Here is a 26,515-nt window from a genome sequence, read left to right as displayed (position 1 = left end):
GCCACGACGTCCTGGCCGCGGTGGGCGACGCCGGCGCCCTTCTGGAGGCGGTGGCCGGCGAGCGGCCCGAAGCCGTGGTGGTCGACGTACGGATGCCGCCCACCCACACCGACGAGGGCCTGCGCGCCGCCCTGGAGATCCGGCGGCGCTGGCCGGAGGTCAAGGTGCTGGTGCTGTCGCAGTACGTCGAGAAGAAGTACGCCACCGAGCTGATGGGCGGCAGCATCGACGGCGTCGGCTACCTGCTCAAGGACCGCGTGGCCGAGGTCGGCGACTTCCTGGACGCGCTGGACCGGGTGGGCGCGGGCGGGACGGCCTTCGACCCGGAGGTGGTGCGCCAGCTGCTCGCGCGGACCAGCCACGCCGACCCGCTGGCGCGGCTCACCGCCCGCGAGCGCGAGGTGCTGGAGCTCATGGCCCAGGGCCTGACCAACGCCTCGATCGCCCAATCCCTGCACGTGTCGCAGAGCGCGGTGGAAAAGCACGTCAACGCCCTTTTCGACAAGCTCGCGTTGTCGCACATCACCGGATACAGCCGCCGGGTCCTGGCGGTGCTGCGCTACCTCGGCTCCTGACCCGCTGTGGTTTTCCGCAGGTGAAGCAGGCGGAGCACCGCATTCTGCCGCCAAGTCGATCTCCCTAGCGTTGATCACATGATGCAGACGATGACGAACGTGCTGGTGGCAGCGGTCGTGGCGGCGGGCGGACAGGCCGTGGACGTACGCCCCGACCTGGAAAAGATCGTGACCGGCGGTGGGGCGACGGCCGCCCTGGCGCGGATCTCCGGCGGCGGCCGCACCTGGTCGGGCGCCGTGGGTGTACGGGACGTCGAGCGCGGGGGACGGCCGTCGCCCAACGGCTACTTCCGGATCGGCAGCGTCACCAAGACCTTCGTCGCGACCGTGGTGCTCCAGCTCGTCGATGAGGGTGAGGTGCGGCTCGACGACCCCATCGACAGGCACCTGCCCGGCCTGGTGCCGGGCGGCGAGCGGATCACGGTGCGCGCGCTCCTCAATCACACGAGCCACCTGTACGACTACATGAGCGAGCCCGGATACTCGACCAACCGCTGGCGCGGGAACGCCCGGTTCCGCTCCTACCAGCCGCGCGAGCTGCTCAAGGTGGCCTTCGCCGGGAAACTCCCCGACGACGGGAGGTGGCACTACTCCAACACCAACTATGTGGTGCTCGGGCTGCTGGTGGAGAAGCTGACCCGCAACCCGTACGGCGAGGAGGTACGGCGCCGCATCCTGCGCCCGCTGGGGCTGCGCCACACGGTGGTGCCGGGCGACCGGGCGGGGCTGCCGTCGCCGCACGCCAAGGGGTACGAGCCGCTGCCCGGACTGGTGGACGCGACGCGGATGAATCCCTCGCTCGACTGGGCCGCCGGGGAGATGATCTCGACCGCGGCCGACCTGGAGCGGTTCATGTCGGCGCTGCTGGGCGGCAAACTGATCAGCGCGGCGTCCCTGCGGGCGATGCGGACGACGGTGGAGACGGGGGCCGGATTCGGCTACGGGCTCGGGTTGCAGGCCTACGCGCTGCCATGCGGCACCGTGTGGGGACACAGCGGAGAGCTGATCGGATACCTGACGTTCGCGTTCCGCTCCGACTCGGGCAGGTCGATGACGTTGTCGATCAACCCCTCGACCCGCAACCCGTCCACCGCGGAGGTCATGGGCATCGCCGTCAAGGTGTTCTGCGGACCGGCGGCTTAACCGGGGACGCTTCCGGCCGTGCAGGCTACCCACGCGGTCACGGTAGAGGGCGGCCCGGCCGAGTGACGGAGCCTTTCAGCCGAGGCGCCGCCGCGCTCGGCGCGCTCGCCACGCGGGGCCGACGCCGGGTGAGGTGATCAGACTCCGGCAGCAACGGCGTCACGACGATGCGACTGCGGTCGCACGGAAGCGGAGACTCCAGGGGGACGCGCGGGATCGCGGACGTGATCAACGATGGTCGCGTGATCGAGACCATCGCGGGAATCGGCATGTCTCCCCTGGAGATCCTGCTTCTGCTCGGTGTCGTCGGCATGCTGTCGGCGCGGTGGTGGGCGCCCGGGGCCCGGCGGCGGGTCGCGCTCGCCGCGGCGGCGGTCGCCGTCCCGTCCGGGATCGCGCTGACCGTGCTCGGGCCGCGCTGGCAGACGGTGCCCGCACTCGCCGGTGCCCTGGTCGCGCTCGCGTTCGCGGCTCCGCTGCTCACCGGACGTCCGGTGCGGCGGAGACGGTGGCTCGCCGTGCCGGTGGTCGCGGCCTGCCTCGGACTGGCCGGTGCGAGCGCGGCCGCCGCCTGGGCGGTGCCCGTGCCCGTGTTCCCCGAGCCGTCCGGCCCGTACGCGGTGGGCACCGCGGTGACGCAGTGGACCGACGCCTCGCGCCCGGAGCCCGCGACCGCCGAGCCCGGCGACCACCGCACCGTCGTGGTCCAGCTGTGGTACCCCGCGCCCAGGGGCACGGCCGGTCCCCACGCTCGCTATCTCGGCCGTACGGAGGACGAGGCGCGTACCGTCGCCCATGGCTTGGCCGACTATGTCGGCGTGCCCGCCTTCCTGCTCGACGACGCGCAGCGGGCCCGCACCGCCGCCGTCCACGACGCGCCCGTGGCGGCCGGACGGTTCCCGGTCGTGCTGTTCTCTCCCGGGCTGGGCGGCGTGCGCACCCAGAACACGGCCTGGGCGGAGGAACTGGCCGGCCGGGGTTACGTCGTCGCGGCCCTCGACCATCCGTACGACTCGGCCGTGGTCGTGCTCCGCGACGGGCGGACGATCCGCACGCGGGTCGCGGCCAGCGGCGACGACGAGGAGGACAGAAGGCTCGCGATCGGCTGGACGGCGGTCAGGGCCGCCGATCTCAGTTTCGTCCTCACCCAGCTCGGCCGCGTCGACCGGGGCGAGATCCGCGGCCCGCTGACCGGGCGGCTCGACACCGCGCGGGCCGCGGCGACCGGGCACTCCATCGGCGGAGGCGCGGCCCTGCAGGCCGCTCACCAGGACTCCCGTTTCACGGCGGTGATCAACCTGGACGGCTACCCGCACGACCCCGCGCCCCGGCCCTATCACCAGCCGGTGCTCGTACTCACCCATCCCGTCGATCCGGCCGACAACCCGGCGTACATCCCCCGGCTCGCGCGGGTCCTCTCGCTCAGCACCTCCGAGAGTTACCGGATCACCGTGCCCGGCACGGCACATCTCACGTTCGCCGACGCGCCGCTCTACATGCCGCCGGTGCCGTCCGTCGTCGGTTCCCTTGGCCGCACCGGGGGGCTTTCCGTCACCACGGCGGCCACCGCCGCCTTCCTCGACGCCACCCTGCGTGGCGAACCGGGCGACCTGGCCACGACCCTGCGCCCGTACGGCGAGCTCACCGTCCACCGGCCGGCGCATCACGGTGCAACGGCCGGGTGACCGACCGCCGTCCAGGCGCGTCGTCATGCGGCGGTGACGGTCGCGGCGACCTTCCACAGCAGGGGAATGCGTGGCCTGCCTCCGATCAGTGTCAGGACGGCCAGCAGGAGATGCAGGGCGGGCGGGCCGAATACCGACGTCGCCGCCCAGGTCCACATGACGACATCGGCCGCGGGAATGTGAGCGTTGGGTCCCGGATACCGTATTGAAGCGTAAATACCGACTGTAATCAGACTAATTGGGAAATAAATGACGGCCACGAGGTCGATCAGGATCGATTGCATGGCGTGGAAACGTACGTCCGGACGGCGATTGCGGCGGAAGATCAGACCGCCGGCGAACCCCAGGAGATAGGCGAGTGTGGAACGCCATGCGGCGCCCACGATCTCGGGATCCCAGGGAGGGTCGGCAGGGGATGTCGTGAGGGGACGTTGAGGCGGCCGCTCTTCCGTGACCCTGGTGGGATGACCGGCGGCTCCGGCGCTCGCGGGTTCTCGTCGCCCGCGTTCGGCCCGTTCGATGATGACGACGATGGTCTGCACGATGCCGGCGATCGATGCGAGCACCCCGAGCAGCGCGAGAACAACGCTCATTCGTCCTCATTTCAGCGCGAGCGAACCTGTGGAAACCGAAAGATCCCGCAAAAGTCTTTCAGAAGTCGGTCACGCATAAGACGAATTCATGGCCGACGGATCGTTTTCGCCTCGTGGTTCGGGCATGCTTCCGCGTCGGCCCCGGTGCCCTACGGAATCTAGACTTGGTGAGGTGACGTTCGATCTGCACGGCCGGACGCGGCGGCTGGAGTTGACCGACCAGGACCTGCGGTCCTTCGAGGCGGTCGTGCTGGAGGCCACGCCGGACGGAATCGTATTGGACCGCTCGGCCTTCTACCCGGGTGGCGGCGGACAGCCGCCGGACCAGGGCGTGCTGCTGTGGCAGGGCGTCGAGACCCGCATCGAGGGCATACGCAAGGGCGACGACCTCTACCTCGTCCCGGCGCCGGACGACCCGATCCCGCCCGCCGGCACGGTCGTACGGGCGGCGGTGGCCGACGAGCGGCGCACGGCTCTGATGCGCACGCACTCCGGACTGCACGTGCTGTGCGGCGTCGTGTTCCGCGACTACGGGGCGCTGGTCACGGGCGGGAACATGGAGCCGATGACGGCGCGGATGGACTTCAACCTCCCCGAGGTGCCGCCCGGCTTCAAGGAGGCGGTCGAGGACGCCTGCAACGCCGAGATCGCCGCCGACCGCCGGATCGACGTACGGGTGCTGCCGCGCGCGGAGGCCTTCGCGATCCCGGACATCATCCGCACCGCGACGAACCTCGTGCCGGAGGGCATCCCCGAGGTGCGGATCATCGACATCGTGGGCCTGGACACCCAGGCCGACGGAGGCACGCACGTCGCCTCGACCAAGCAGATCGGCAGGATCAAGGTCGCCAAGATCGAGAGCAAGGGGCGCGGCTTCCGTCGTCTGCGCATCGCGATCTCCGACTAGACCGCGTCACCCGACCTGTCCGCGTCGCGACTCGGCACGGGGGCCGTCCCTCCTCGCCGGCGTCGTCATCGAGCACAGCCGCCGATCAGCGCCGAGCCGGGCGGAAAGGCGTCCGGAACGAGTGACACCTCCGGCGACGAAATGACCGGGAGGCGGCGACCGATGAACTGAAGGGGGAGCCGCCGGAGGTGAGCCATGGACGACCGGAAGCCGGCCCTCGTGGCGCCCGGCGAGCGGTACGTCGCCGGTAAGCGGCTCGGGACCGGCAGAAGGTATGCCGGCACGAGGTATGCCGGCACGAGGTATGCCGGCACGAGGTATGCCGGCAAGAGGTATGCCGGCAAGAGGTATGCGGCTTTCATCTCCTATTCGCGAAGCGCCCGGGGCCACTTCGCCCCTGCCGTACAGCATGGCCTGCAGCAGTTCGCCCGGCCCTGGTATCGCCGCAGGGCCCTGGAGGTCTTCCGTGACGCGACCGGCTTGGCGGTCACCTCGGAACTGTGGCCCAGCATCCGGGACAACTTGGACAGATCTGCATGGCTCATCGTCCTCGCCTCGCCCGAGTCCGCGCGATCTCGGTGGGTCGGCAGGGAGATCGAGTGGTGGATCGAGGTCAAGGGGCCGCGGACCATCATGATCGTCGTAACCGACGGGGCCTGCGCCTGGGACGAGGCGGCCGGCGACTTCGACCATGACGCATCCACCGCGGTCCACCCCGCGCTGCACGGCGTCTTCCCCTCCGAACCCCGCTATCTCGACATGACATGGGCCCGCGAGGACGTCCAGCTGACCCTGCGGAACGCGTCGTTCCGCAGCGCGATCGCGGAGCTGGCCGCGCCGCTGCACGGCGTCCCGAAGGACGAGCTCGAAGGCGAGGACGTCCGTGCCCAACGGCGGCGGGTCCGGGTCATCACCGGAACCGTTGTGGCGATGGCGGTGCTGCTCGTGCTGTCGGCCGTGGCGACCGTGGTGGCTGTGAGGCAGCGTGACCTGGCGGAGAGCCGGGCGCGGGACGCGCTGTCGCGCCGGGCGGGGGTGGTCAGCGAGAACATCGGCGACAGCGACATCGGTGTGTCGCGCCTGCTCGCCGTCGCCGGCTGGCGGATCGGGGAGACCTCAGACGCACGGCACGCCCTGCTGACGGCGCTCGCCGCCCCCGCGAGGGGCGAGTTCGGCGGCGGTGGGCAGATCGAGAGGGCCGCCCTCAGCCCCGACGGGCGGGTTCTGGCCACCGCGGGAGGGAACGCCACGGTCCACCTCTGGGACCTCGCCACCCGCCGGCGGCTCGACCCGCTGCTCACCGGCCACGTGGGCGTGGTCAGCGGCGTCGCCTACAGCCCGGACGGCCGGATGCTCGCCACCGCCGGAGACGACGGCGCCGTCAAGCTGTGGGACACCACGACCCGCCGCCAGGTCGGCCGATCCCTGATCGGCCACAAGGGCGCAGTGTACGGCCTGGCGTTCGGCCCCGGCGGGCGCGTGCTCGCGAGCGCCGGTGTGGACGGCACCATCAGGCGGTGGAACGTGGTGAACGGCGGTCCGATCGGCGTTCCTGTCGTCAACCCCACTCCGGTGTACGACGTGGCGTTCGCCACCGACGGACGTACCCTCGCGGCAGGAGGCGACGACAAGGTCGTCCGGCTGTGGGACGCGGTCACCGGGCGCCGCGTCGGCCGCCCGCTCTCCGGTCACACCGGCACTGTGATGCGGGTGGCGTTCAGCCCGGACGGCCGCACCCTCGCCGGCGCCGCGGACGATGGCACCGTCAGGCTCTGGGACACCACGACCCGCCGGCCGCGGGGCGAACCCCTGACCGGCCACCGTGACGGCACCATCTGGGGGGTGGCGTTCAGTCCCGACGGCCGTACGCTCGCGAGCGCGGGAATCGACGGCACCATACGGCTCTGGGACGTCACCACCGGCCGCCCGCTCGGCGATCCCCTGATGGGGCACGTCGGCCAGACGACATCCGTCGCGTTCAGTCCCGACGGCCGCACGCTCGCGAGCACGGACAAGGCCGGCGACATCCGGCTGTGGGACGTCGAGGTCCATCGCCGTCTCGCCCAGCCACTGGTGGGCCATCGGGCCCGGATTCGTACGGTCGCCTTCAGCCCCGACGGGCGGGTCCTCGCCACCGCCGGTGACGACATGACGATCCGGCTGTGGGATCCCGCCACGCGCAGGGCGATCGGCACGGCGCTCACCGGCCACGGCTGGACCGTGCACGCGCTGGCGTTCAACCCGGATGGCCGCACCCTCGCCAGCGGCGGGAGCGACGGGACGATCCGGCTCTGGGATCTCGCCGGTCGCCGTCAGTCGGGCCCGCCCCTCGCCGAGGGTCTCTCGACCGTCCTCAAGCTCGCCTTCAGCCCGGACGGACGGACTCTGGCCGCCGTCGACGGCGACTCCCTCCTGCTGTACGACGTGCGGACCCGCAGGGAGATCGGTCGTTTACGCGCCGGACGGGTCTTCGGCCTCGTCTTCGGCACCCGTCTGCTGGCCGCCGCGGGCGAGGACGGCGCCATCCGGTTCTGGGACCCGGCGACACGTCGCCCACTGGGCGGTCCCGTCGTCACCCACAGCCGGTACGTGCACGACCTGGCGTCGAGCCCGGACGGGAGGATCGTGGCCGCCGCCGGCGCCGATGGCGCGATCACCCTGTGGGACGCCCTGACGCACCGCCAGATGGGCCGGCCGCTGAGCGGGCACTCGGGGCAGGTCCTGCGGGTGGCCTTCAGCCCCGACGGCGGCACCCTGGCCAGCACCGGAACGGACGGCACGGTCAGGTTCTGGGACCTCGCGACCCTCCGGCAGGTCGGCCCGCCGATGACGGGCCACGGCGACACGCCGCTGGCGGTGGCCTTCAGCCCCGACGGCGAGCTCCTCGCGACCGTCGGCGGCAACGGGGTCGCCTCGCCCGCGCGGCAGGAGCCCGTCGGATGGTACGGAACCATCCCCGAAGGAGTCCCGGACGGTGTCGTGTTCCTCTGGGGAAGCGTGCCCACGGCCGACCCCGTGACCCGGCTGTGCGCCATGGCCGGGCGCGATCTCACCCAGGCCGAGTGGGACCTCTATCTCGGTGATTGGCCGCGCGAGCCGATCTGCTGATCAGAAGTCGATCCGCACGACGGCCCGCCTGAGTGTCGGCCTGCTCACCTCGGTGAACCCCGCGTCCAGGAAGACGTCACGGCTGCCGACGTGGAGCTCACCCCAGGTGATCTCGGCGCCCGGCCGGGTGATCATCGGGTACGCCTCAAGGGCCCCGGCTCCCCGCCTGCGGGCGAAGTCGATCGTGGCGCGCGCGAGCGCGTACGTCCCCCCGCGCCGGCGGAAGCCCTTGCGGGTGACGAAGCAGGTCACGGCCCAGACGCTGTCATCGGTCTCGTCCTCCTGCCGCCCGGTCCACGGCACACGGGTGCGGGTCAGCTGGGGATAGGCCGTCCGGGGCTCGACCGCGCACCATCCCACCGGCTCGTCGCCGAGGTAGGCGACGAGACCGCTGGTCGAGCGGGCCGCGGGCGTTCCGCAGGCGGTCTGCTCGCGCAGGCGCGCGGCGCGTTCCGCGGCGGGGACCGAGCCCCACTGGTAGGTGAAGATCTTGTAGCGCTGGCAGTGGCAGTCGATCGTGCCGAGGATCGCCTGCAGGTCGTCCCACGACGCCTCGTTCGCGGGAACGACGACGAGCCGGTCGACGGGGATCGGTTCCGTGCTGTCCTGCCTCATTCCGCCGGCTGGTCCTCTCCGACCAGGCCGTCGACGGACTCGCGGATGAGGTCGGCGTGCCCGAGGTGGCGGGCGTACTCCTCGATCATGTCGATCAGCAGGCGGCGCAGGCTGGGCGACTCGCCGCGTGAGTTGGTGTACGCCGCGAGCCGTCCGAGGCCGCCCTCGGCCAGTGCCTGCCGTACGCCGGCCCGGGAGCGGGCCACCGCGTCCTGCCACAACGTCGTCAACTGCTCGGGCGTGTCGCCGGCGGCCGTACGCCACTCCCAGTCGGGGTCGGCGTCGAAGTCGACCGTGTCCCACGGCGGCGACGGCGGCCGCCCGAACAGCTTCTGGGAGAACATGTCGTCCTCCACCAGGGCCAGGTGCTTGAGCAGCCCTCCCAGGGTCATGGACGACGCGGCGGCGGTCGCCCGCAGGCCCGCCGCGTCGAGCCCGCCGCACTTCCACGCGAACAGCCGGCGCTGGCGTTCCAGCGACCCGATGAGCGTGTCGATCTCGTCGCCCGCGACCGGCGGCTCACGAAGGACGTTCTCGGTCATGGCGGACAGGCTACGGTCATTTCCGGACGATCCCCTTCCGGAATCCGACGGGTTGCCGAATGACACGAGACGAGAGCCCCACCGCCCGGGCCCTCCTGCTCCTCGAACTGATCCAGAACAGTCCCGGCATCACCGCGGAACGGCTGGCCGGCCGGCTGGGTGTCTCCGAGCGGGCGGCCCGGCGCTACGTCGGCATCCTGCGCGAGGCCGGCATCCCGATCGAGTCCGAACGAGGCCCGCACGGGGGATACCGCGTCGGCCGGGGGCTCCGGCTGCCTCCCCTGATGTTCACACCGGCCGAGGCGCTCGGGCTGGTGATGGCCGTGCTGGACGGCCACCACGACGACGCGGCGGATCCGGCCGACCCCGTGGGCGTCGCGCTCGGCAAGATCCTGCGGGTGCTGCCCGAGGCGGTCGCGGAGCCGGCCGCCGCGGTGCGGAGCCTGAGCGCGAGACACCCCGAGCCCGGGGTCAGGACGCCCGGCCCGGAGACCACCGCCGCCCTCGCCCAGGCCTGCGCCGCGCAGCACCGGCTGCGGCTCGGATATCGCATCCGTCCCGGAGAGGAGCGGACCATGGAGGTCGACCCGTGGACCGTCGTCGTGCGACGCGGCCGGTGGTATCTCCTGTGCTGGTCGCACACGAAGAACGCCCGCCGGGTGCTCCGGGTGGACAAGGTGGCGGACGTCGAGGTTCTCGATGTCCCGGCCGTCCCTCCGGCCGATCTCGATCCGGCGGAGATGCTGGAAGACCACCTGTCGGCAGGCTGGCGGCACGAGGTGGAGGTCGTCGTCGACGCACCCGCCGAGGCCGTGGCCGAATGGATCCCGCGCAGCCTGGGCCGGCGCGAGCCGATCGACGCGACCACCACGCGCCTGGTCGGCAGCACGGACGAGCCGGACTGGTACGTCCGGCAGCTCACCGCGATCCGGGCGCCTTTCCGCATCGTCGGATCACGCGAACTGCGCGAGGCCGCCGAAGCCCTGGGGCGGCGCCTCCTGCACGCCGGGTCCTGAAACGCCGGGTCCTGGGAAGCGGGGCCCGGCCGGCTAGGCGGAGCATGTGGCCCAGAGTTCGGCCCAGCCCTCGTGCATGAAGTCGTCGTTCTGGAACCAGACCGCCTGCGAATGTTCGTCGGACTGGACCGACGTGATGCTGACGTTGGCGGGGCGCCGCCCGTCGGCACCGCTGAGGTGCGGGTGGCTGGGCGGGCAGGCCACCATGAGCAGGGCGTCGCCGCCCGGCGGGATCCTCGTGCTCTGCATGAACTCGAAGCCGGTCATGGGCTCGTGCCGCACGTTGGAGCAGAGCACCTCGATCTTCACCAGGATGGCGGACGCGTACTTGTCCGTCTTCGACTGCGAGTTGGCGAACGTCACCTTCACCTCGCGTCCGTTCACGGTGATGCCCTTGTAGTCCAGCTCACCCCCGTCCCAGGTGTCCTTGGCGACGGACGAGGTCCGGGTCGTCACCGGATACGGCTTCGTCGACGGACAGGTCCTCGACACGTAGACCGTCATCCCCGGCTGGACGGAGGTCGAGTTCGTCATGACCACGGTCTCCTCGGCGAAGGCCGGGGCGACGGGGACCGTGAGTGCGGCGGCGGCGGCGATCGCCGCGACCGCGCCCGTTCGCGTGAGCTTGCGCATGTGGTGTCTCTCCTCGTTCGTCAGGCGTGTCCTTGCGCCGACGACGCTAGAGAGACCGTCTTGACGTGGTCTCCATCGTGTCGTGTGGAGTGCTTGACGGGCACTTGGGGCCGCTGTCTCAGCCCGGCATCACGATGGTGGACAGGAGGCGCCGGGTGCGGCCCGGTGCGGGCTGGTTGGCGAGCCTGGCCAGGAGCACCTGTCGCAGGTCCCGCAGGAAGTCCTGGAACTCCTCGTCGCTGAGGTACATGGCCGCCTGCCGGAATCCCACGCCGTCGCGGCCGAGGTCGATGTCGTCCCGGGTGAGGTAGCGGTCGAAGTCGGCCAGGAGGAGCGCGACGAACGTCATGAACGCCTGGCGATGTTCCTCAGCGCCCAGCCCGGCCGCCTCCTGGGCGCCGACGTTCGCGTTGGCCGTACGCAGCCGGTAGGTCCGTTCGAAGGTGCCCCGCACCTTGCGCTCGGCCGCGACCTCCAGGACCTCGCCCTCGACCAGCGCCGCGACCTGCCTGTAGAGGGTCGCCGGCGGCACGTCGGGGAGCTCCGCGCGAAGGTCGGCCGTCGTCAGCGTCCGCTCGCCCAGGAGCGCCTGGACGATGCGCAGCCGGATGGGGTGCAGCAGCAGCTCGGCCGTCGTCATGATCCCACGTTCTCACATTTGACATCATTCTCACAATCGAGAACAATCATCCTCACCACAGCACGACTGCGAGGAAACGCCATGAGCACCGTGACCATCACCCCCGACGCCATCGAAGTCCGCCTCTCCGCCGTCGAGAAGGCCGCCGCTCTGCGCACCGACCTGCGTGTCCCGCGGGCGGCGGTGCGGTCCACCGAGATCGTGGACGACGCGCTCGGCGCGACCCGGGGCGTGCGCACCGGCCTCGGCCTGCCCGGGCACCGCAAGCTCGGCACCTGGCACAGCCGCGCGGGCAGGGAGTTCGTCGACGTGCGCAGCGGTCAGCCGGCGGTGCGGATCCACCTCGACGGGCACGGCTACGCCTCGCTGCTGCTGGGCGTGGACGACCCCCGCGCCGTGGTCGCCGCCCTCACCGGCGCCTGAGACAGGCCGGCGCGATGTGCGACATCGACCTCACCTTCACCTCGGCCGGCGAGCGGCTCGCCGCCACGCTGACCCTGCCCGCCGGCGACGGCCCCTTCCCGGCGGCGCTGCTGGTCCCCGGCTCGGGACCGGTGAACCGTGACTCCGACCATCGGCGGCTTCCCCTCGGGGTGACCCGTCAGCTGGCGGAGGCGCTGGCCGCCGCCGGGATCGCGTCACTCCGCTACGACAAGCGCGGGGTGGGGGCCAGCACCGGCGGTTTCCTGGCGGCCGGGTTCCGCGACAACATGGACGACGCCGCGGCCGCGCTGGCCGCGCTCCGCGACCGTCCGGAGATCGACTCCGGCCGCGTGGCGCTGGCGGGGCACAGCGAGGGCGCGCTGATCGCGACGAATCTCGCCGCCCACGACACCGCGGTGGCGGCGGTCGTGCTGCTGTCCGGCGCCGCCAAGATCGGTGCCGAGACACTGCGCTGGCAGGCCGCGCGTCTCGCGCCGACCATGCCGGCGTTCGTCCGCGCGGTGCTGCGCCTCACCCGCACCGACCTGGTCACCAAGGTGACCAAGAACCACGAGCGCATCCGCCGTACGACGACCGACGTCGCACGGATCGGCGGAGTCCGGGTGAACGCCCGCTGGACCCGCGAGTTCCTCGACTACGATCCGGCGGCCGACCTCGCCCTGATCAAGGCGCCGGTGCTGGCCGTCACGGGTGACAAGGACCTCCAGGTCGACCCCGGGGATCTCGCCCGCATGGCGGAGCTGGTGCCGGGACCGATCGAGACCCACCTGATCCCCGATCTCAGCCACATCCTGCGCAGGCAGCCGGGGACGCCGTCGCTGCGCGCGTACAAGCGTGAGGCGCGCGAGCCGATCGACGCGCAGGTGCGAGAGCTCGTCACCGGCTGGCTCACGCGTACGCTGTCGGCTCCGGTTCGCCCGTCGCAATCGTGACGCGTCACTTCTCCCGCCCGGGAAACGGTGGCAACTCGCCCAGGTCCGTGGTCTTCGGCGGGGTCTCCACTTGAGACGGTCGCGTGGGGGAGGGGATCCGCAGGACGATCTTCAGTACCTGCACCGCGCGGGTCTGACGCTTGGCCGACGGTGCCCAGATAGCGGTCAGACCGGCGGCCACGACGACCACGGCGACGGCGACGGGCACGATCGACGCCCCCATGCCCACGGTTTTGAAGAACTCGGTCACGAACGGCCTCCCGGGCAGCGCGAAGCTGACCAGAGGTCTCTCCCGCCCATCCTGTGGCCGGACCGGCGGCCCCGGGCTCTCACGCCGCGATGACGAGGCCGTCGCGAAGGGATACTCCCCTCTGTTCTCGCCGTAAGAGTAAGGGCGGTGCCGCTGGCGATCCAGGGACACTTCAGTCACCGCAGGCGGCGCGAGTTCTCCTGTGCCGCTTCTCGCCGGTCCCTGCCTTGTCTTTGTGACCCAAGTCACCCGATCTGGCCGTGAACTTCGGCGTCCGGAACAGTACCCATCACGATGGACTCGACGGATCTGGAGCTGTTGCGGCAGGTCACCAGGGGTGACGAGCACGCCTTCGAGCAGTTGTACGCCCGCCACGCCCGGGCGCTGCTGGCGTACGCGGAAGGGCTCCTCGGCGAGCGCGGGCCGGCCGAGGAGGCGCTCCAGGAGACGTTCATCGCGGTGTGGCGCGGCGCGGGCGCGTTCGAGGGGCGGTCGCAGGTGCGCACCTGGCTGTTCGGCATCTGCCGCCGCCAGGCGCTGAAGCGGATGCGCGGCCACCTGCCGGCGTCGCGGCCCCTCGACGACGCGCTCGACGTGCCGTCGCCGGAGCCGGGGCCGCAGGCGGTGGCGCTGGCGCGGGCGGACACGGCGGCGGTCGCCGCGGCGCTGCGGACACTGGCCCCGCTGCACCGCGAGGTCCTCGACCTCGCGTTCGCCGCGGAGATGTCCCACGCGGAGATCGCCGAGGTGCTGGGCGTTCCGCCCGGGACGGTGAAGAGCCGCCTGTTCAACGCCCGGGCCGCGCTGGCCCGCGCCCTGCCCGTCGAGGTCGAGGAGGCCGGCCGATGAACCATCCCACCGAGCTGCTGCCCGGCTACGCCGCCGGCGCCCTCGCGGACCCGGCGGCCGTGGAGGCCCATGTGCGGGCGTGCGCCGAGTGCGCGGCCGAGGCCGAGTCGTGGGGGAAGGTCCGCTCGGCCGTCGCCGGGCGGGCCGCCGCGGTGGCCGCACCCGCGCCGTCGATCTTCGCCGCGATCCGGGAGCGCGTCGGTGCGGCCGGGCCTTCGGCGACGGCCCGGCCGCACCCCATGCCTGAATACGCGGCGCCCAAAGACGCGGCGCCCAAATACGCGGCGCCCAAATACGCGGTGCCCAGGTACGCGGGCGAGGTGGGGCGGCGGCCGTGGCGTCGGGCCCTCGGCCTGCTGACCCGTCAGTGGACCCTGGTCAGGTGGCCGGTCTGGGTGGTGTCCGTGGCCGCGCTCGTGGTCGGCGGCGTGGTCGCCGCCCGGGTCTCGTCGGCGGGGCTGGCGCCGCAGGTGCTCGCCGCCGTGATCCCGCTCGCCGCGGCGCTCGCCGTTGCGGGGGCGTGCGGATCGGACCGGGAGCCGGTCGGCGAGCTGGTCGCCGCGACTCCCACATCGCCCAGGGTGGTGCTGCTCGCCCGGCTCACGCTGGTGCTCGGTGTGATCGGCGCGGGGAGCCTGCTCGTCACGCTCGCGCTCGCGCCGCTGGAGCCGGTCGCCGGTCTCCTCGGTCTCGCGGCGGCGTGGTTCGGCCCGCTGGTGCCGCTGTCCGCGCTCAGTTTCACGCTGTCGGTGCTGTGGCGGCCGTCGGTCGGCGTGGGGGCGGCCACGGCGCTGTGGCTGCTCCGGCTGCTCGCCATGACGGGCGCGCTCGACCGGGCGGTGGCGGCCGCGGTCGAGCGGCTGTGCACCCCCGGCGCCGGTGTCCTCATGGGCGCGGCCGCGCTCGTCGCGGTGGCGGTGCTGCTGTCGCCGCGCCTGCCTCGTCGGCGGACGAGTTTCTGAGCGGAACAAGATTTTGGTGAACCGTCCCGGCCCGCGCGGTACCCACTCACGTGAAATCAACGTCCTTGTGGCGGTACGAGGCCCGGCGCGCGGGATGGCCGGCCTGTCTGGCCGCTCCGGCGTCGCTGCTGGTGACCGTCGCCCTCGCGGTGGCGAGCGCCGGCTTCGGCGTGCCCCCGCCGTCCGTGCACGGAGTGCTCCTGTCGGGTGTCGAGGCGCTCGTCCCCCTGGCCGCGGCGATGGCGGCGGTCACGGTGGTCAGTGTGGACCGCTGCCGTGAACTGCAGCTCGCGCTCCCGGCCGCCTATCCGGGCACGCTCGGCCGCAGGCTCGGCGTCGTCGCGGGAATCGGCGCGGTGCTGTCGGTGCTCTTCTCGACCGTGCTGCGGCTGACCGGCGCGTGGACCGGGCCGCAGTCGCCCCTCGCGTCGGTCCTGGTCTGGGCGTCGCCGCTGCTGGGGCTCACCGGTCTGGCCCTGATCGTCGCCGTCCTGGGCCGCAGCGTCGTGCTCGCCACCACGACGGTCGCCGTGGTGTGGCTGTGCCAGCAGCTCTTCGCCGCTGCGCTGGCCGCCGGCGCCTGGTCGCGCCCGTTCTTCCTGTTCATGACCAGCCGGGCGGGGGTCGCCGACGGCTGGGGAACGAACCGCGCCGTGCTCGCGGCCTGCGGCGTCCTGTTCATCACGACCGCGCTCCTGCTGCTGCGCCGGCCGGAGCGACTCCTGACGGAGGAAGAGGTATGAGGTCGCGCTTGTCCGCCGTGTGCCGGTACGAGTTCCGCATGCAGATCCGCAAGCGGTCCCTGTGGGTGAGCACGGCCGGCCTGGCCGTGCTGATCGCCGTCGCGCAGGGCGACCGGGGGCCGCGTCACCTGCCGGCCGGCACGGGCGCCGCCGAGGTCATGGCCTCGTGGGCGCTGCTGTTCTCCATGCTGCTGCCGATCGGGTTCGGCATGGTGCTGGCCGACCGGCTGGTCCGCGACCAGCGGATCGGCGCCGCGTCGCTGCTCGCCAGCCTGCCCGCGCGCACGGGCGCGCTGGTCGCCGGGAAGTACGCCGGGTCCGTCGCCGCGACCTCGGTGCCCGGCCTGCTGGTGCTCCTCGTCGCCGCCGCCGGAGAGTTCGTCCACCGGGGCGATCTCGCGCTCTTCGGCTGGGCGGTCGCGGCGTTCGCCGTGGTGCTGCTGCCGGGCCTGGCCTTCGTGGCGGCCTTCGCGCTCGTCTGCCCGCTGGTCATCTCGGCGCCGCTGTTCCGGGTGCTGTTCGCGGGCTACTGGTTCTGGGGGAACATGCTCGGCCCCAACTACCTGCCGTCCTTGACGGGCACGCTGCTGACGCCGATCGGCGACTATCCGGCGAGCTGGCTCATCGGCGCAAAAGCCCTCTACGCGGGCGACTCCGGCTGGCTCTCGTTCCTGCGTCCCGAGCCGGGCGGCGGCGCGGCATTGCTCAGCGTCGTCCTGCTGATCGTGTTCGCCTCCCTGCCCCTCGCGTTCGCGGGCCCCCTGATGACCCGCCGTACGTCGTCCTGAAAGAGAAGGAAGACCATGGACATCATGATCAGCGGGCTGCGCAGGCGGTTCGGACGGGTCGAGGCGCTGCGCGGCGTCGATCTCGAGGTCCCCGGAGGGATGTTCGGCCTGCTGGGCACGAACGGCGCGGGCAAGACCACGCTGATGCGCATCCTGGCCGGGGTGCTGTCCCCGACCGGCGGGCGGGTGCTGGTCGGCGGCCACGACCTGACCACGCGGGCGGGACGGCTGGCCGTGCAGCGGCGGCTGGGCTACCTGCCGCAGGACCTCGGCCTCTATCCCGACCTCACGACCCAGGAGTTCCTGGACTACATCGGGCTGCTCAAGGGCCTGGACGACGACACGGCCCGGCGCCGCCAGATCGGCGAGCTGCTCGACATGGTGGGGCTGGCCGACGTCGCGGGCCGACGGCTCAAGGGCTTCTCCGGCGGCATGCGGCGGCGCGTCGGCATCGCCCAGGCCCTGCTCGGCGATCCCGCGCTGGTCGTCGTGGACGAGCCGACGGCCGGGCTCGACCCCGAGGAGCGCATCCGCTTCCGTACGCTCCTCGCCCAGATCGCGGGGCGCCGGACCGTGCTGCTGAGCACCCACATCGTGGAGGACGTGGCGCAGACCTGCCAGGAGGCCGCCGTCATGGCGGAGGGCCGGGTGGTGTTCACCGGCCCGGTGACCGGCATCGTCGACCGTGCCCAGGGCGCGACGTGGGAGGTCGTCACCCGTGGGACGCCCCCGGCCACCGGCGTGGTCGTGTCGGCGGTCGGCGGGCCCGACGGCACGCGCTACCGCGTGGTCAGCCAGGCCAGGCCGGACCCGGCGGCGGTCCCGGTCCAGCCGTCGCTGGAGGAGGGCTACGTCGCACTCATGCGCGAGGGCGTCCCGGGCTGAGCCGCTCAGTCGCGCAGGCCCGCGAACAGGTCGTCCTCGTGGGCCGGCGCGTCCACCCGGCAGGTCTTCCGGATGAAGTACTCGCGCGAGAAGACCTGGTGCGTGGTCTCCGGCGGCATCCTCAGGAAGGGGATGTTCTCGCCCTGGCTCGCGTGCGCCTGCAGGGCCTTCAGCTTGTTCTCCACGTACGGCGAGACGTCCACGATGCTGGTGATCAGCTCGTCGGGCGTGCCGAAGTCGTCGGGAAGCTCGAAGTCGTCCGGCGTCATGCCGTTGGCCCGCATGAACTCGAACATCTGCCGGATGCCCTCGCGCGGCACGGCGGTGTAGTAGAGCTTGTCGGGAATGCCGGTCATCTCGGCCGCCGCGACCGCGATGCGGTGGGCCTGGATGTGGTCGGGGTGCCCGTAGTTGCCGTTCTCGTCGTAGGTGACGATCACCTGCGGGCGGTAGCGCTCCATCAGCTCGGCGAGCCGGGCGGCGGCCGTCTCGACCGGGACGTTGGCGAACGCGTCGGAGTGACCGTTGCCCTCCCAGCCGTCCATGCCGGAGTCGCGGTAGCCGAGCAGCTCCAGGTGGGAGATGCCGAGGTGGGCGACCGACTCGCTCAGCTCGGCCAGCCGCCGCTCGGCGACGGCGGCGTCGTCGTGGCCGGGCTCGCCCGGCTTCACCCCGCCGGGGCCGTCCCCCTGCTCCCCGTTGGTGCAGGTCACCAGCACCGTACGGACGCCCTCGGCGGTGTATCTCGCGAGGATGCCGCCGGTGCCGATCACCTCGTCGTCGGGGTGGGCGTGCACGGCCATCAGGGTGAGCTCTCGGTCCATTCGATTCCCCCGGGTGTCGTTTACCGTCACCCCGACGACCCTATATCGCCCCTTGATCCCGCGAGGGGACGCCGCTGACCGCCGGCGAGGGGGCCGGGGTCATGCGGGTGGACACCAGCCACCAGATGACCAGCTGCAGCACGGCCAGCACCAGGGCGAAGGGCGGCAGCGTCCAGGCGCCGACCCCCTGGGCGATCGCCCCGGCGAGCCAGGGGAACACCGCGCCGCCGACCACCGACACCCCGTTGATCAGCCCGATCGCGGTGGGCACCAGCCGGGCCACGGTGAGCCGCGGCGCCACGGCCATCGTGGTGGGGAAGACCGGCCCGAGCCAGAAGCCGAGCAGCACGAAGCTGATGCTGGCCATGACGGCGCCCGGCACGAGCCAGGCCATCGCCGTGCTGATGGTGACCCCGGCCAGGCAGACGAAGGTCATCCCGGTCGCGGTCAGGCCGAGCCTGGTGGCGATCGGGCTGATCAGGAAGCGGCCCAGGGTGAGCCCGAGCCAGTAACCGGAGACGGTGTAGCCGGCCAGCAGGTCGCTCTGCCCGTGCTCGTCGACCAGGAAGCTGAACCCCCAGTTGCCCACGCTGATCTCGAGGCCGACGTACACGGCGAGGAACACCGCGCCCAGCACGACGGCGGGCTGCCGCGAGGCGGTGGCCAGCAGCCCGCCGGTCGCGGGCCCGGCGTGTTCCCCCGCGGGCGCCGCCGGCGGCGGGGCCTCGCGGGCGGGCAGGGTCAGATAGAAGCCGATCAGCAGCGGCAGGCAGACCAGGGCCAGGACCAGCCACACGGCCGTCCAGGGCAGGAAGGTCAGGATCCCGGTGGCCAGCAGCGGCCCGAGCAGCGCGCCGACGCCGAAGAACGCGTGCAGGCGGTTGAGCAGCGTCGTCGCCCCGGGCAGGTCGGTGAGGTAGGCGTTCAGCACCGATTCGAAGATGCCCGTGCCGTACCCGGCCACGATCTGGGCCACCAGGAAGGCCAGGAACGGCGGGCGCACGGCCGTGAAGAGACCGGCCAGCGCGAACGTGCCGCCGCCGAGGATGAGCGAGGCCCGGATCCCGAGGCGATGGATCAGCGGGCCCGCGGTCGAGCCGGACAGCATGAACCCGGCGGAGAAGGCGAAGAACTGGGTGCCGATCGTGGCCTTGTCGAGGCCGTAGTCGTCCATCTGCGCCGGCAGCAGCACCCCGCCCACGCCGGAGCTGAGACCGACCAGGATGAAGGTGACATAGGAGAGCGCGACCGGCGCCCAGAATTCGCGCCGCAGTGCGGACACCCGACCTCCCGCGTACGAGCAGCCCTCCGGCCACCCGGCATGCGGGATCGGCCGTATCCGTGATCAACGGTGATCCCGTTTTCGGCGTCATGCTACTTGGAGTGCCTGATGCTCCCATAGGGGTTTTGGGTGGCTATCGTGACGATGTGACGGATCATGCGTCGGTTCAGGCGAACGGCGTTCGCATCGCGTACCGGACTTACGGGACGGACGGCGGCGTGCCGCTGGTCCTGCTGCACGGGCTGGGCGAGGGCATGGCCGACTGGGCGGGCGTCGCGCCGGTTCTGGCCGCCCACCGGCACGTGTACGCCCTCGACCTGCGCGGCCACGGCGCCAGCGGACGGCCGGGGACCTACGGGCTTGAACTCATGCGCGACGACGTCCTCGCCTTCCTCGACGCGCTGTCGCTCGGGACGGTGGACGTGATCGGGCACTCGATGGGCGGTCTCGTGGCCTACCTGCTCGCCGCCGAGCGGCCGGACCGGGTGCGGACGCTGATCCTGGAGGACGTCCCGATCCCCGTGCCGCGTGAGCCGCCCCCGCTCGTACGCCCGGAGGGGCCCCTGCCGTTCGACTGGGCGATGGTCACGGCGATCAGGCCCGAGATCGACCGGCCCGACCCGGCGTGGCTGGAGCGGCTGGGCCGGATCACCGCGCGCACGCTCGTGATCGGCGGCGGACCGGACAGCCACATCCCCCAGGATCGGGTCGCCGAGATGGCCCGCCGCGTCCCCGGCGCCGCGCACGTCACGATCCCGGCCGGGCACCTGGTGCACGAGAACGCGCCCGGCGCCTTCGTCCGCGAGGTGCTGGCCTTCCTCGGTTAGAGCCTGGACGGGAGCCCGAAGACGGTGAACAGGCCGGGACTCCCGAACACGACGTTCCGCGCGATGCCGTCCTTGCCGATCGTGAGGACCCGGAGTGAGTGGGCCCGCAGGACGCCGTCGCCGCCGTCGGCGTACGCGGCGAGTGCGGCCTGACCGTTGGCCCGCGCCGGCACCATCCGCCAGGGGCCGCGCCGGGCGCGGGCACGTAGTGCGGACGTACCCGTCGGGGTCGTCCTTGCGCACCACGCGGCGCCGGCTGTCGCCGAGACGCAGCAGCGCCTCCTGCACGAGGTCCGCCGCGTCGTCCGCGTCGCCGGTCAGCACGTACGCGTAGCGGTACAGCGCTCCGCCGCGCGTCCGGACGAAATCGTCGAAGGTGTCGTCCACGATTCCAGGGACGCCGCAGCCGCCGCGCACGGTGCATCCTGCGGTGTTGCGTCTCCTGCGGACGTCCTTTGCCGTGGCGGCGCTACCGTGGGTGTACGCCCTGGGGGTGATCCGCATGCCTGACGGCCGGCAGCTCGCGGACCGCGTGCTGAACGCGGTGAACGGCCATGACCTGGATCGGCTGTCGGCGTGCTACGACGACGACGCCGTCCTGTCCACCCCGCTTGGAGACAACGTGGGGCGCGAGCAGATCGTCCGATACTGGGAGAACCTGTTCAAGGGCTTCACCGACATGGCCATGACGGTCTGGAACAGGGTGGAGTACGCCGATCCGGGCTTCAGCGAGTGGACGATGACAGGCACGCACACCGGGCCCTTCCCCCTGCCCGACGGCGGTGTCGCGAGTGCGAGCGGCCGGCGGATCACGGTCCGCGGCTGTGGGGCGTGCTACGCGAAGGACGGGCTCGTCATCGCCCACCGGGACTATTTCGATCTGCTGGAGCTGTACTCCCAGCTCGGGTTCTCACTCGTCCGCGGGTAACCACCCCCCGCTTTCGGGTGATTTGTGGTGGTTTACGTAGCCTGAAGGTCTGGGAGAGGGGAGGCGTCATGCCCGATCCAGCGGACGCGACCGTGTTCTTCGTGGGAAACGCCACCATGATCATCCGTTCTCACGGGTTCACCCTGCTGACGGATCCGAACTTCCTGCACCAGGGGCAGCGAGCCCATCTCGGCTGGGGGCTGAGCACCCGCCGCCGCACCGAGCCCGCGATGAAGGTCACCGAGCTTCCACCGCTGGACCTGGTCGTGCTGTCGCACATGCACGGCGACCACTGGGACAGGATCGCCAGGAACGGCCTCGACAAGGACCTGCCGATCGTCACCACCCGCCATGCGGCGGCCCGGCTCCGCCGCCAGGGGTTCTACCACGCCGTCGGACTGGAGTCGTGGGAGTACCACCACGAGCGCCACGGGGACGGCACGCTCACGGTGACGGCCACACCCGCACGACACGCGCCGGGCCCGGCGAACTCGCTGATGCCGCCGGTGATGGGGAGCGTGCTCGACTTCGCCCACGCCGGCGAGGTGGACCTGCGCCTGCACATCAGCGGCGACACGATCATGGACGACTGTCTGTCGGAGATCCCGCGCCGCTTCCCGGACATCGACGTCGGCATCGTCCACCTCGGCGGCACGCGGATCCTCGGCCTCGCGGTGACGATGGACGGCGCGCAGGGGGTGGAGTGGCTCAGGCTAATGCAGCCGGAGTCGGCCCTGCCCGTCCACTACGACGACTACGCGGCGTTCGCCTCTCCACTGAGGGACTTCCAGCAGCACGTCCGGGACGCCGGGCTGTCGCACCTGGTCCACTACCTCATGCGCGGCGAGACCTACCGCCTCCCTGTACGGCAGCCCGGCGTACGGCCGCGCCGGCACGTCCCCGGGTTGGGCTGACACGAGGTAGTCAAAAAGAAACCGTCCTATTGACACCCCCTGCGGCAAGGGTGTTGCATCTTAATTCAAGCTTCAAAGCTTGCGTGAAGCGCTGGACACCGGCACGCGGCGCCCCCAGGCCGGCGGGCGGCGCGGGCCGGAGATCCTGCTGGCATCCCCCCACCAACCGGAGATCTCCATGCGCAAACCCCGGCTCCTCATCATGGCCACGGCCATGGTCGTCAGCCTGACCGGCGGTCTGGTGGCCGGCGCGGGCGCCGACCGCGCCGAGGCCGCCATCGGCCCCGTCACCTGGTCGGACGAGTTCAACGCCGCGGCGGGAACGCCGATCGACGGCGCCAAGTGGAAGTTCGACGTGGGCGGCAGCGGCTGGGGCAACAACGAGTTGCAGTACTACACGAACTCCACCCGCAACGTGTACCACGACGGGCAGGGACACCTGGCCATCACCGCCCGGCGGGAGAACCCGTCCAACTACCAGTGCCACTACGGCACCTGTCAGTACACCTCGGGCCGCATCCTGACCGCCGACAAGTTCAGCCAGGCGTACGGCCGCTTCGAGGCGAGCATCAAGATTCCCAAGGGGCAGGGCATCTGGCCGGCCTTCTGGATGCTCGGCGGCGGCAACTGGCCGAACACCGGCGAGATCGACATCATGGAGAACGTCGGCAAGGCGCCCAACACCGTCTACGGCACGGTGCACGGCCCCGGTTACTCCGGTGGCGGCGGCGTGGGCGGCAACCGGACGATCGGCGCGCCGCTCGGCGACGCCTTCCACACCTACCGGGTCGACTGGTCGCCGAACCTCATCGTCTGGTACCTCGACGGCTCGGAGTACTTCCGCGTCACGCCGGCCGACATCCGCGGCAACCAGTGGGTGTTCGACCACCCGTTCTTCATGATCCTGAACGTCGCTGTCGGCGGCAACTGGCCGGGCAACCCCGACTCCACCACGTCGTTCCCGCAGACCATGCTGGTCGACTGGGTCCGCGTCTCCGCGTGGACCAGCGACGGGGGAGGCGGGACCGGGAGCGCGCTGAAGTCCAGCCTGAACGGCCGCTGCGTCGACATCCCGGGCGCCAATCCCGTCGACGGCGCCCGGCTGCAGATGTACGACTGCAACGGCACCGCCGCCCAGCAGTGGACGATCAACGGTGACGGCACGGTCCGCGCGATGGGCAAGTGCATGGACGCCGCGGCGGCCGGCACCGCCAACGGCACGCCGATCCAGCTCTACACGTGCAACGGCACCGGTGCCCAGCGCTTCACGCTCAGCCCGGCCGGCGACCTCGTCAACATCCCCGCGAACCGATGCGTGGACATCGCGGACGTGAACCCGGCCAATGGCGCACGCCTCCAACTGTGGGACTGCACCGGCGGGGCCAACCAGAAGTGGACCCGCGGCTGACGACCGTCTGACCGGCGTGAAGGGCTCCCGCCTCTCACGCCGGTCACGGCCGTCTCCGGCGTACGGCGAGGGCGATCACCAGGTACGGCGCCGCCGCGACGGCGAACAGCGGTCCGGGGCCGGTCCACGCCGACCCGGCCGCGTAACCGCCGTAGACCGTCAGGGCGACGATCTCGGTGCCGACCCCGGCCATCGACGTGACCGTGGCCCGCGCGCCGTCCGAGATCCCCTCCTGCAGCCTCGCCTCCAGTGCCGCCGTCGCCCACTGGAACAGGCCGAAGGCCACGGCCACCAGCGTGAGCGCCTCAGGCCGGCCCGCGGACGCTCCGACGGCGCCGGCCGCCATGCAGACGGCGGCGGTCACCAGGGCCGGCGCGAGGACGCCCCGCCCCCGCCCGGCGAACCACCCGCCGACCATGCCGCCCGCGCTCACCAGCAGGACGAGCAGGGGAACCCGCCCGGTGGGCACCCCCGTCGCCTCCGCGAGCAGGGGGACGTACTCGTCCATCGCCCCCGCGACCGACGTCGCCGACAGGACCACGATCGCGCGGCGGACCGCGGGACCCGCGCGCACCTGGGCCAGGCCGTCGCGCAGGACGGCGAAGTATCCACCGGCGCCGCCCGACCGGTCGCGGTCGCCGCGCGACTCGGGGAACGACAGCCCCACGGCGGCTCCGAGCAGCGTCACTAGCACGCTGGCCAGGCCCGCCGCGCGCATGCCGCCCACGGCGAGCACGGGCCCCGCCAGCGCGGTCGCGGCCATCACCGCCGTCGTGCCGAGGGCGGCCGCCCGTCCGGCGAGCGACGGGAAGCGGCCGGTCGCACCCGACCGGCCGAGTTCCTCGTACACCAGGGCCTGGAGCGTGCCCGAACGCAGGGAGCCGCCGGCGCCCCACAGCACGAAGCCCAGCGCGAACGACCAGTAGGAGGGGGCGAGCGTCCACAGGGCGTACCCCGTGCCCGTCAGGAGGGGCGCGACGGCGAGCAGCGATCTCCGCGAGACGAGGTCGGCCCACACACCGGACGGGACCTCCAGCACGAAGCCGGTGACGGACCAGATCACGAACAGCGAGGAGATCTGGGCGGGGGAGAGCCCGTTCTCGGCGAACAGCAGGGCGTACACCGGATAGAGGACGACGAAGTCCTCCAGGAACGCGTACGCGTACAGGCGGGCCGCGAGGGCCCGTTCAGGTGAGCGTCAATGTCGCCATTTCACGTTTCGCACCCTACGCGGCCGACGATCTCCGCGCATCGGGCTTTTCGGTGGCTCGGGGGCGTACGGGCTTGAGGTTCGGCGGGTCACGGGCCCGAGGCTGACGTGGTCGCCACACGGGCTCACAGACTCACGGGCTCACGGCGAGGAGCAGGAAGGCGGCGAGCAGCGTGAGGTGCACGCCCCCCTGCAGGACGGTGGCCCGGCCGGGCACCACGGTCAGCGTCGCCACGACGATCGTCAGCCCGAGCAGCACGATGTGCGTCGCGTCGAGTCCGAGCAGCAGCGGCCCTTTCACCCACAGCGACGCCGCGGCGATTGTCGGAATGGTGAGCCCGATGCTGGCCATCGCCGAGCCGAAGGCGAGGTTCAGGCTGACCTGGACCCGCGCGCGCCGGGCCGCGCGTACGGCGGCGAGCGTCTCCGGCAGCAGCACCAGCAGCGCGATCACGACGCCCACCACCGCCTGTGGCAGGCTGGCGACGCGCACGGCCGCCTCGATGGCGGGCGACTCGACCTTCGCCAGGCCGACCACCGCGACGAGCGCGGTCAGCAGCAACGCCAGGCTGCCGGTGGCCGCCCGCGTGGTCGGCGCGCCGGCGTGCCCGTCCGCGGCATCGCCGCCGGGCTCCACCGGCACGAAGTACTCGCGGTGCCGTACGGCCTGGGTGAGCACGAACAGGCCGTACAACGCGAGCGAGGCGAACGAGGCGAACGCGAGCTGGGCCGGGGAGAAGGCGGGTCCGGTCTTGCTGGTGGTGAACGTCGGCAGGACGAGGCTCAGCGTCGCCAGGGTGGCGACGGTGGCGAGCGCGCCTCCCGTGCCCTCCGCGTTGAACACCGCCACCCGCCGCCGCAGCGCCGCGACGAGCAGCGACAGGCCGGCGATCCCGTTGCACGTGATCATCACGGCGGCGAACACCGTGTCGCGGGCGAGCGACGCCGCGGCCGGCCCGCCCGACACGGTGAGGCTGAGGATCAGCGCCACCTCGATCACCGTGACCGCCACGGCGAGCACGAGCGAGCCGAACGGCTCACCCACGCGATGGGCGATGACTTCGGCGTGGTGCACGGCCGCGAGCACCGAACTCGCGAGGAAGAGCGCGGCGATCACCACGACGACGGGTGGAATGCTCCGTCCCCACGCCAGCGCGAGCACCGCCACGGCGAGGATCGGAACGGTCACGGTCCAGGTGGCGGCCATTCGGCGGTAGCGCAGGCTCACAGGGTTCTTTCTGCCCAGAATGGGACGAAAGGCATAAAGGACCCTAGAGCTGCTTGAGCAGCCAGCGCGGGCCGGCCACCAGGGCGCCGAGGGCCGTCACCCGCTCGCGCAGCCCCCGGTCGGCGGTGACGACGAGGGCGGTCTCCCATGACCGCACGTCGCGCACGGCGTCCACGATCGCGTCGTCCCCGCTGCCGCCGGCGACCACGACCGTCAGGTCACCGGTCACCGGCCCCGGGTCGGCGGCGCCGGCCGCCGCCCCTTCGAGCACCGCGACCATGCGCGGGAACCACCGGGACAGCGCGGGAACGCCCTCCGGCATCTCGCCGAGGCCCTGCCCGCAGAGCGGGATCAGCTCGTTGAGCAGGCGGTTCGCGGCGCCGGCACGGTCGTTCCACCAGCCGTGCTCGGCGCGCGCGCCGACGATGTTGGCCATGTCGAGGACGACGACCACCGGGCTCAGCGCGGGCCGGATCCTCGGCCACGAGTCGGCGAAGCCCGGATGAAGCTCCTTCAACGCGACCTCGTCGGCCGCCACCCAGCGCATGTCGGCGCTCTCGCCGTTGGCGGGCGCGGCGTCGAGC

General features: G+C 72.0%; 28 protein-coding genes and 2 pseudogenes. 17 read left to right on the top strand and 13 right to left on the bottom strand.

Annotated features, from left to right (window positions below):
- From AB0J39_RS24385 to AB0J39_RS24375, 3 genes are all read left to right on the top strand, one after another.
- Positions 1-575, top strand: a 575-nt coding sequence (locus AB0J39_RS24385; protein ID WP_363468501.1) for a response regulator transcription factor, incomplete at its 5' end; no start/stop codon positions are given.
- Between the two features lie 78 nt (positions 576-653).
- The gene (locus AB0J39_RS24380; RefSeq protein WP_363468499.1) at positions 654-1,718 is read left to right on the top strand and encodes a serine hydrolase domain-containing protein; all 1,065 of its coding nucleotides are present in this window, start codon (positions 654-656) and stop codon (positions 1,716-1,718) included.
- A gap of 242 nt (positions 1,719-1,960) precedes the next feature.
- Positions 1,961-3,403, top strand: a complete 1,443-nt coding sequence (locus AB0J39_RS24375) for a hypothetical protein (protein WP_363468497.1) — start codon at positions 1,961-1,963, stop codon at positions 3,401-3,403.
- A 23-nt stretch (positions 3,404-3,426) separates the two neighbouring features.
- On the opposite strand, the gene AB0J39_RS24370 is transcribed toward AB0J39_RS24375, so the two are convergent.
- Entirely contained in the window at positions 3,427-3,996 is a 570-nt protein-coding gene (locus AB0J39_RS24370; protein ID WP_363468495.1) for a hypothetical protein, read from the bottom strand.
- A gap of 172 nt (positions 3,997-4,168) precedes the next feature.
- On the opposite strand from AB0J39_RS24370, the gene AB0J39_RS24365 reads away from it, so the two are divergent.
- Both AB0J39_RS24365 and AB0J39_RS24360 read left to right on the top strand, forming a co-directional pair.
- Positions 4,169-4,903, top strand: a complete 735-nt coding sequence (locus AB0J39_RS24365; RefSeq protein ID WP_363468493.1) for an alanyl-tRNA editing protein — start codon at positions 4,169-4,171, stop codon at positions 4,901-4,903.
- 195 nt (positions 4,904-5,098) lie between these two features.
- Entirely contained in the window at positions 5,099-8,011 is a 2,913-nt protein-coding gene (locus tag AB0J39_RS24360) for a TIR domain-containing protein (RefSeq protein ID WP_363468491.1), read from the top strand.
- Here AB0J39_RS24360 and AB0J39_RS24355 read toward each other — a convergent pair whose 3' ends face one another.
- Positions 8,012-8,626, bottom strand: coding sequence for a GNAT family N-acetyltransferase (locus AB0J39_RS24355; RefSeq protein ID WP_363468489.1), 615 nt, complete (start codon positions 8,624-8,626; stop codon positions 8,012-8,014). It abuts the gene before it with no gap.
- On the bottom strand, positions 8,623-9,168 hold the full coding sequence (locus AB0J39_RS24350; protein WP_363468488.1) for a DinB family protein: 546 nt from the start codon (positions 9,166-9,168) through the stop codon (positions 8,623-8,625). Before AB0J39_RS24350 ends, AB0J39_RS24355 begins: the two co-directional genes overlap by 4 nt.
- A 59-nt stretch (positions 9,169-9,227) precedes the next feature.
- On the opposite strand from AB0J39_RS24350, the gene AB0J39_RS24345 reads away from it, so the two are divergent.
- Positions 9,228-10,184: a WYL domain-containing protein gene (locus AB0J39_RS24345; protein WP_363468486.1), complete on the top strand. Its 957-nt coding sequence runs from the start codon at positions 9,228-9,230 to the stop codon at positions 10,182-10,184.
- Between the two features lie 33 nt (positions 10,185-10,217).
- Here AB0J39_RS24345 and AB0J39_RS24340 read toward each other — a convergent pair whose 3' ends face one another.
- A complete protein-coding gene (locus tag AB0J39_RS24340) occupies positions 10,218-10,817 on the bottom strand; it encodes a hypothetical protein (protein ID WP_363468484.1) in 600 nt (199 codons plus the stop codon).
- 118 nt (positions 10,818-10,935) lie between these two features.
- Positions 10,936-11,457 (bottom strand): helix-turn-helix domain-containing protein, encoded by a 522-nt coding sequence (locus AB0J39_RS24335; protein ID WP_363468482.1) that lies wholly within the window; start codon positions 11,455-11,457, stop codon positions 10,936-10,938.
- 81 nt (positions 11,458-11,538) lie between these two features.
- On the opposite strand from AB0J39_RS24335, the gene AB0J39_RS24330 reads away from it, so the two are divergent.
- On the top strand, positions 11,539-11,880 hold the full coding sequence (locus tag AB0J39_RS24330; RefSeq protein WP_363468480.1) for a hypothetical protein: 342 nt from the start codon (positions 11,539-11,541) through the stop codon (positions 11,878-11,880).
- Between the two features lie 14 nt (positions 11,881-11,894).
- Complete coding sequence (locus AB0J39_RS24325; RefSeq protein WP_363468478.1) at positions 11,895-12,833, top strand: alpha/beta fold hydrolase; 939 nt, start codon at positions 11,895-11,897, stop codon at positions 12,831-12,833.
- 4 nt (positions 12,834-12,837) lie between these two features.
- Here AB0J39_RS24325 and AB0J39_RS24320 read toward each other — a convergent pair whose 3' ends face one another.
- Entirely contained in the window at positions 12,838-13,083 is a 246-nt protein-coding gene (locus AB0J39_RS24320) for a hypothetical protein (RefSeq protein WP_363468476.1), read from the bottom strand.
- A gap of 294 nt (positions 13,084-13,377) precedes the next feature.
- Between AB0J39_RS24320 and AB0J39_RS24315 the strand changes: the two genes are divergently transcribed.
- The 5 genes from AB0J39_RS24315 to AB0J39_RS24295 are packed head-to-tail and all read left to right on the top strand — an operon-like array spanning position 13,378 to position 17,310.
- Entirely contained in the window at positions 13,378-13,932 is a 555-nt protein-coding gene (locus AB0J39_RS24315; RefSeq protein WP_363468474.1) for a sigma-70 family RNA polymerase sigma factor, read from the top strand.
- Positions 13,929-14,894 carry a hypothetical protein gene (locus AB0J39_RS24310; RefSeq protein ID WP_363468472.1) on the top strand — a complete coding sequence of 322 codons (966 nt, stop codon included), beginning with the start codon at positions 13,929-13,931 and terminating at the stop codon, positions 14,892-14,894. Before AB0J39_RS24315 ends, AB0J39_RS24310 begins: the two co-directional genes overlap by 4 nt.
- A 50-nt stretch (positions 14,895-14,944) precedes the next feature.
- Positions 14,945-15,637 (top strand): hypothetical protein, encoded by a 693-nt coding sequence (locus AB0J39_RS24305; protein ID WP_363468470.1) that lies wholly within the window; start codon positions 14,945-14,947, stop codon positions 15,635-15,637.
- Positions 15,634-16,425 carry a hypothetical protein gene (locus AB0J39_RS24300; protein ID WP_363468468.1) on the top strand — a complete coding sequence of 264 codons (792 nt, stop codon included), beginning with the start codon at positions 15,634-15,636 and terminating at the stop codon, positions 16,423-16,425. Before AB0J39_RS24305 ends, AB0J39_RS24300 begins: the two co-directional genes overlap by 4 nt.
- A gap of 15 nt (positions 16,426-16,440) precedes the next feature.
- Positions 16,441-17,310 (top strand): ATP-binding cassette domain-containing protein, encoded by an 870-nt coding sequence (locus AB0J39_RS24295; protein WP_363468466.1) that lies wholly within the window; start codon positions 16,441-16,443, stop codon positions 17,308-17,310.
- A gap of 5 nt (positions 17,311-17,315) precedes the next feature.
- On the opposite strand, the gene AB0J39_RS24290 is transcribed toward AB0J39_RS24295, so the two are convergent.
- Together AB0J39_RS24290 and AB0J39_RS24285 are read right to left on the bottom strand one after the other, a co-directional pair.
- Complete coding sequence (locus AB0J39_RS24290; RefSeq protein WP_363468464.1) at positions 17,316-18,134, bottom strand: PIG-L family deacetylase; 819 nt, start codon at positions 18,132-18,134, stop codon at positions 17,316-17,318.
- Between the two features lie 40 nt (positions 18,135-18,174).
- Complete coding sequence (locus AB0J39_RS24285; RefSeq protein WP_363468462.1) at positions 18,175-19,416, bottom strand: MFS transporter; 1,242 nt, start codon at positions 19,414-19,416, stop codon at positions 18,175-18,177.
- A 146-nt stretch (positions 19,417-19,562) separates the two neighbouring features.
- On the opposite strand from AB0J39_RS24285, the gene AB0J39_RS24280 reads away from it, so the two are divergent.
- Positions 19,563-20,243 (top strand): alpha/beta hydrolase, encoded by a 681-nt coding sequence (locus AB0J39_RS24280; protein WP_363468460.1) that lies wholly within the window; start codon positions 19,563-19,565, stop codon positions 20,241-20,243.
- On the opposite strand, the gene AB0J39_RS24275 is transcribed toward AB0J39_RS24280, so the two are convergent.
- Entirely contained in the window at positions 20,240-20,419 is a 180-nt protein-coding gene (locus AB0J39_RS24275) for a hypothetical protein (protein ID WP_363468458.1), read from the bottom strand. The two genes, AB0J39_RS24280 and AB0J39_RS24275, sit on opposite strands and share 4 nt — an antisense overlap.
- A 43-nt stretch (positions 20,420-20,462) precedes the next feature.
- Positions 20,463-20,747: pseudogene (locus AB0J39_RS24270) on the bottom strand (sigma factor); the annotation flags it as partial.
- On the opposite strand from AB0J39_RS24270, the gene AB0J39_RS24265 reads away from it, so the two are divergent.
- From AB0J39_RS24265 to AB0J39_RS24255, 3 genes are all read left to right on the top strand, one after another.
- Positions 20,746-21,171, top strand: coding sequence for a nuclear transport factor 2 family protein (locus AB0J39_RS24265; RefSeq protein ID WP_363468457.1), 426 nt, complete (start codon positions 20,746-20,748; stop codon positions 21,169-21,171). The pseudogene AB0J39_RS24270 and the gene AB0J39_RS24265 sit on opposite strands and share 2 nt — an antisense overlap.
- 68 nt (positions 21,172-21,239) lie before the next feature.
- A complete protein-coding gene (locus tag AB0J39_RS24260) occupies positions 21,240-22,085 on the top strand; it encodes an MBL fold metallo-hydrolase (RefSeq protein WP_363468455.1) in 846 nt (281 codons plus the stop codon).
- Positions 22,086-22,164: 79 nt separating this feature from the next.
- Positions 22,165-23,493 (top strand): family 16 glycosylhydrolase, encoded by a 1,329-nt coding sequence (locus AB0J39_RS24255; protein ID WP_363468453.1) that lies wholly within the window; start codon positions 22,165-22,167, stop codon positions 23,491-23,493.
- Positions 23,494-23,536: 43 nt separating this feature from the next.
- Here AB0J39_RS24255 and AB0J39_RS24250 read toward each other — a convergent pair whose 3' ends face one another.
- From AB0J39_RS24250 to AB0J39_RS24240, 3 genes and pseudogenes are all read right to left on the bottom strand, one after another.
- The gene (locus AB0J39_RS24250) at positions 23,537-24,643 is read right to left on the bottom strand and encodes an MFS transporter (RefSeq protein ID WP_363468503.1); all 1,107 of its coding nucleotides are present in this window, start codon (positions 24,641-24,643) and stop codon (positions 23,537-23,539) included.
- 193 nt (positions 24,644-24,836) lie between these two features.
- Positions 24,837-25,931 (bottom strand): hypothetical protein, encoded by a 1,095-nt coding sequence (locus AB0J39_RS24245; RefSeq protein WP_363468451.1) that lies wholly within the window; start codon positions 25,929-25,931, stop codon positions 24,837-24,839.
- A gap of 43 nt (positions 25,932-25,974) precedes the next feature.
- Positions 25,975-26,515: pseudogene (locus AB0J39_RS24240) on the bottom strand (NUDIX hydrolase); the annotation flags it as partial.

The organism is Microbispora sp. NPDC049633, from assembly GCF_040675265.1.
Taxonomy (GTDB): Bacteria; Actinomycetota; Actinomycetes; order Streptosporangiales; family Streptosporangiaceae; genus Microbispora; species Microbispora maris.
The sequence above is the reverse complement of the archived record's forward strand: the minus strand, read 5'-3'. Positions and strand labels throughout refer to the sequence as shown.

Excerpts from the sequence above, each read along its gene's own strand:
- AB0J39_RS24380 (WP_363468499.1), top strand. The coding sequence starts at position 654 with ATGATGCAGACGATGACGAACGTGCTGGTGGCAGCGGTCGTGGCGGCG.
- AB0J39_RS24370 (WP_363468495.1), bottom strand. The coding sequence starts at position 3,996 with ATGAGCGTTGTTCTCGCGCTGCTCGGGGTGCTCGCATCGATCGCCGGC.
- AB0J39_RS24360 (WP_363468491.1), top strand. The coding sequence starts at position 5,099 with ATGGACGACCGGAAGCCGGCCCTCGTGGCGCCCGGCGAGCGGTACGTC.
- AB0J39_RS24355 (WP_363468489.1), bottom strand. The coding sequence starts at position 8,626 with ATGAGGCAGGACAGCACGGAACCGATCCCCGTCGACCGGCTCGTCGTC.
- AB0J39_RS24350 (WP_363468488.1), bottom strand. The coding sequence starts at position 9,168 with ATGACCGAGAACGTCCTTCGTGAGCCGCCGGTCGCGGGCGACGAGATC.
- AB0J39_RS24345 (WP_363468486.1), top strand. The coding sequence starts at position 9,228 with ATGACACGAGACGAGAGCCCCACCGCCCGGGCCCTCCTGCTCCTCGAA.
- AB0J39_RS24340 (WP_363468484.1), bottom strand. The coding sequence starts at position 10,817 with ATGCGCAAGCTCACGCGAACGGGCGCGGTCGCGGCGATCGCCGCCGCC.
- AB0J39_RS24335 (WP_363468482.1), bottom strand. The coding sequence starts at position 11,457 with ATGACGACGGCCGAGCTGCTGCTGCACCCCATCCGGCTGCGCATCGTC.
- AB0J39_RS24330 (WP_363468480.1), top strand. The coding sequence starts at position 11,539 with ATGAGCACCGTGACCATCACCCCCGACGCCATCGAAGTCCGCCTCTCC.
- AB0J39_RS24325 (WP_363468478.1), top strand. The coding sequence starts at position 11,895 with ATGTGCGACATCGACCTCACCTTCACCTCGGCCGGCGAGCGGCTCGCC.
- AB0J39_RS24315 (WP_363468474.1), top strand. The coding sequence starts at position 13,378 with ATGGACTCGACGGATCTGGAGCTGTTGCGGCAGGTCACCAGGGGTGAC.
- AB0J39_RS24310 (WP_363468472.1), top strand. The coding sequence starts at position 13,929 with ATGAACCATCCCACCGAGCTGCTGCCCGGCTACGCCGCCGGCGCCCTC.
- AB0J39_RS24300 (WP_363468468.1), top strand. The coding sequence starts at position 15,634 with ATGAGGTCGCGCTTGTCCGCCGTGTGCCGGTACGAGTTCCGCATGCAG.
- AB0J39_RS24295 (WP_363468466.1), top strand. The coding sequence starts at position 16,441 with ATGGACATCATGATCAGCGGGCTGCGCAGGCGGTTCGGACGGGTCGAG.
- AB0J39_RS24290 (WP_363468464.1), bottom strand. The coding sequence starts at position 18,134 with ATGGACCGAGAGCTCACCCTGATGGCCGTGCACGCCCACCCCGACGAC.
- AB0J39_RS24275 (WP_363468458.1), bottom strand. The coding sequence starts at position 20,419 with ATGGTGCCGGCGCGGGCCAACGGTCAGGCCGCACTCGCCGCGTACGCC.
- AB0J39_RS24265 (WP_363468457.1), top strand. The coding sequence starts at position 20,746 with ATGCCTGACGGCCGGCAGCTCGCGGACCGCGTGCTGAACGCGGTGAAC.
- AB0J39_RS24260 (WP_363468455.1), top strand. The coding sequence starts at position 21,240 with ATGCCCGATCCAGCGGACGCGACCGTGTTCTTCGTGGGAAACGCCACC.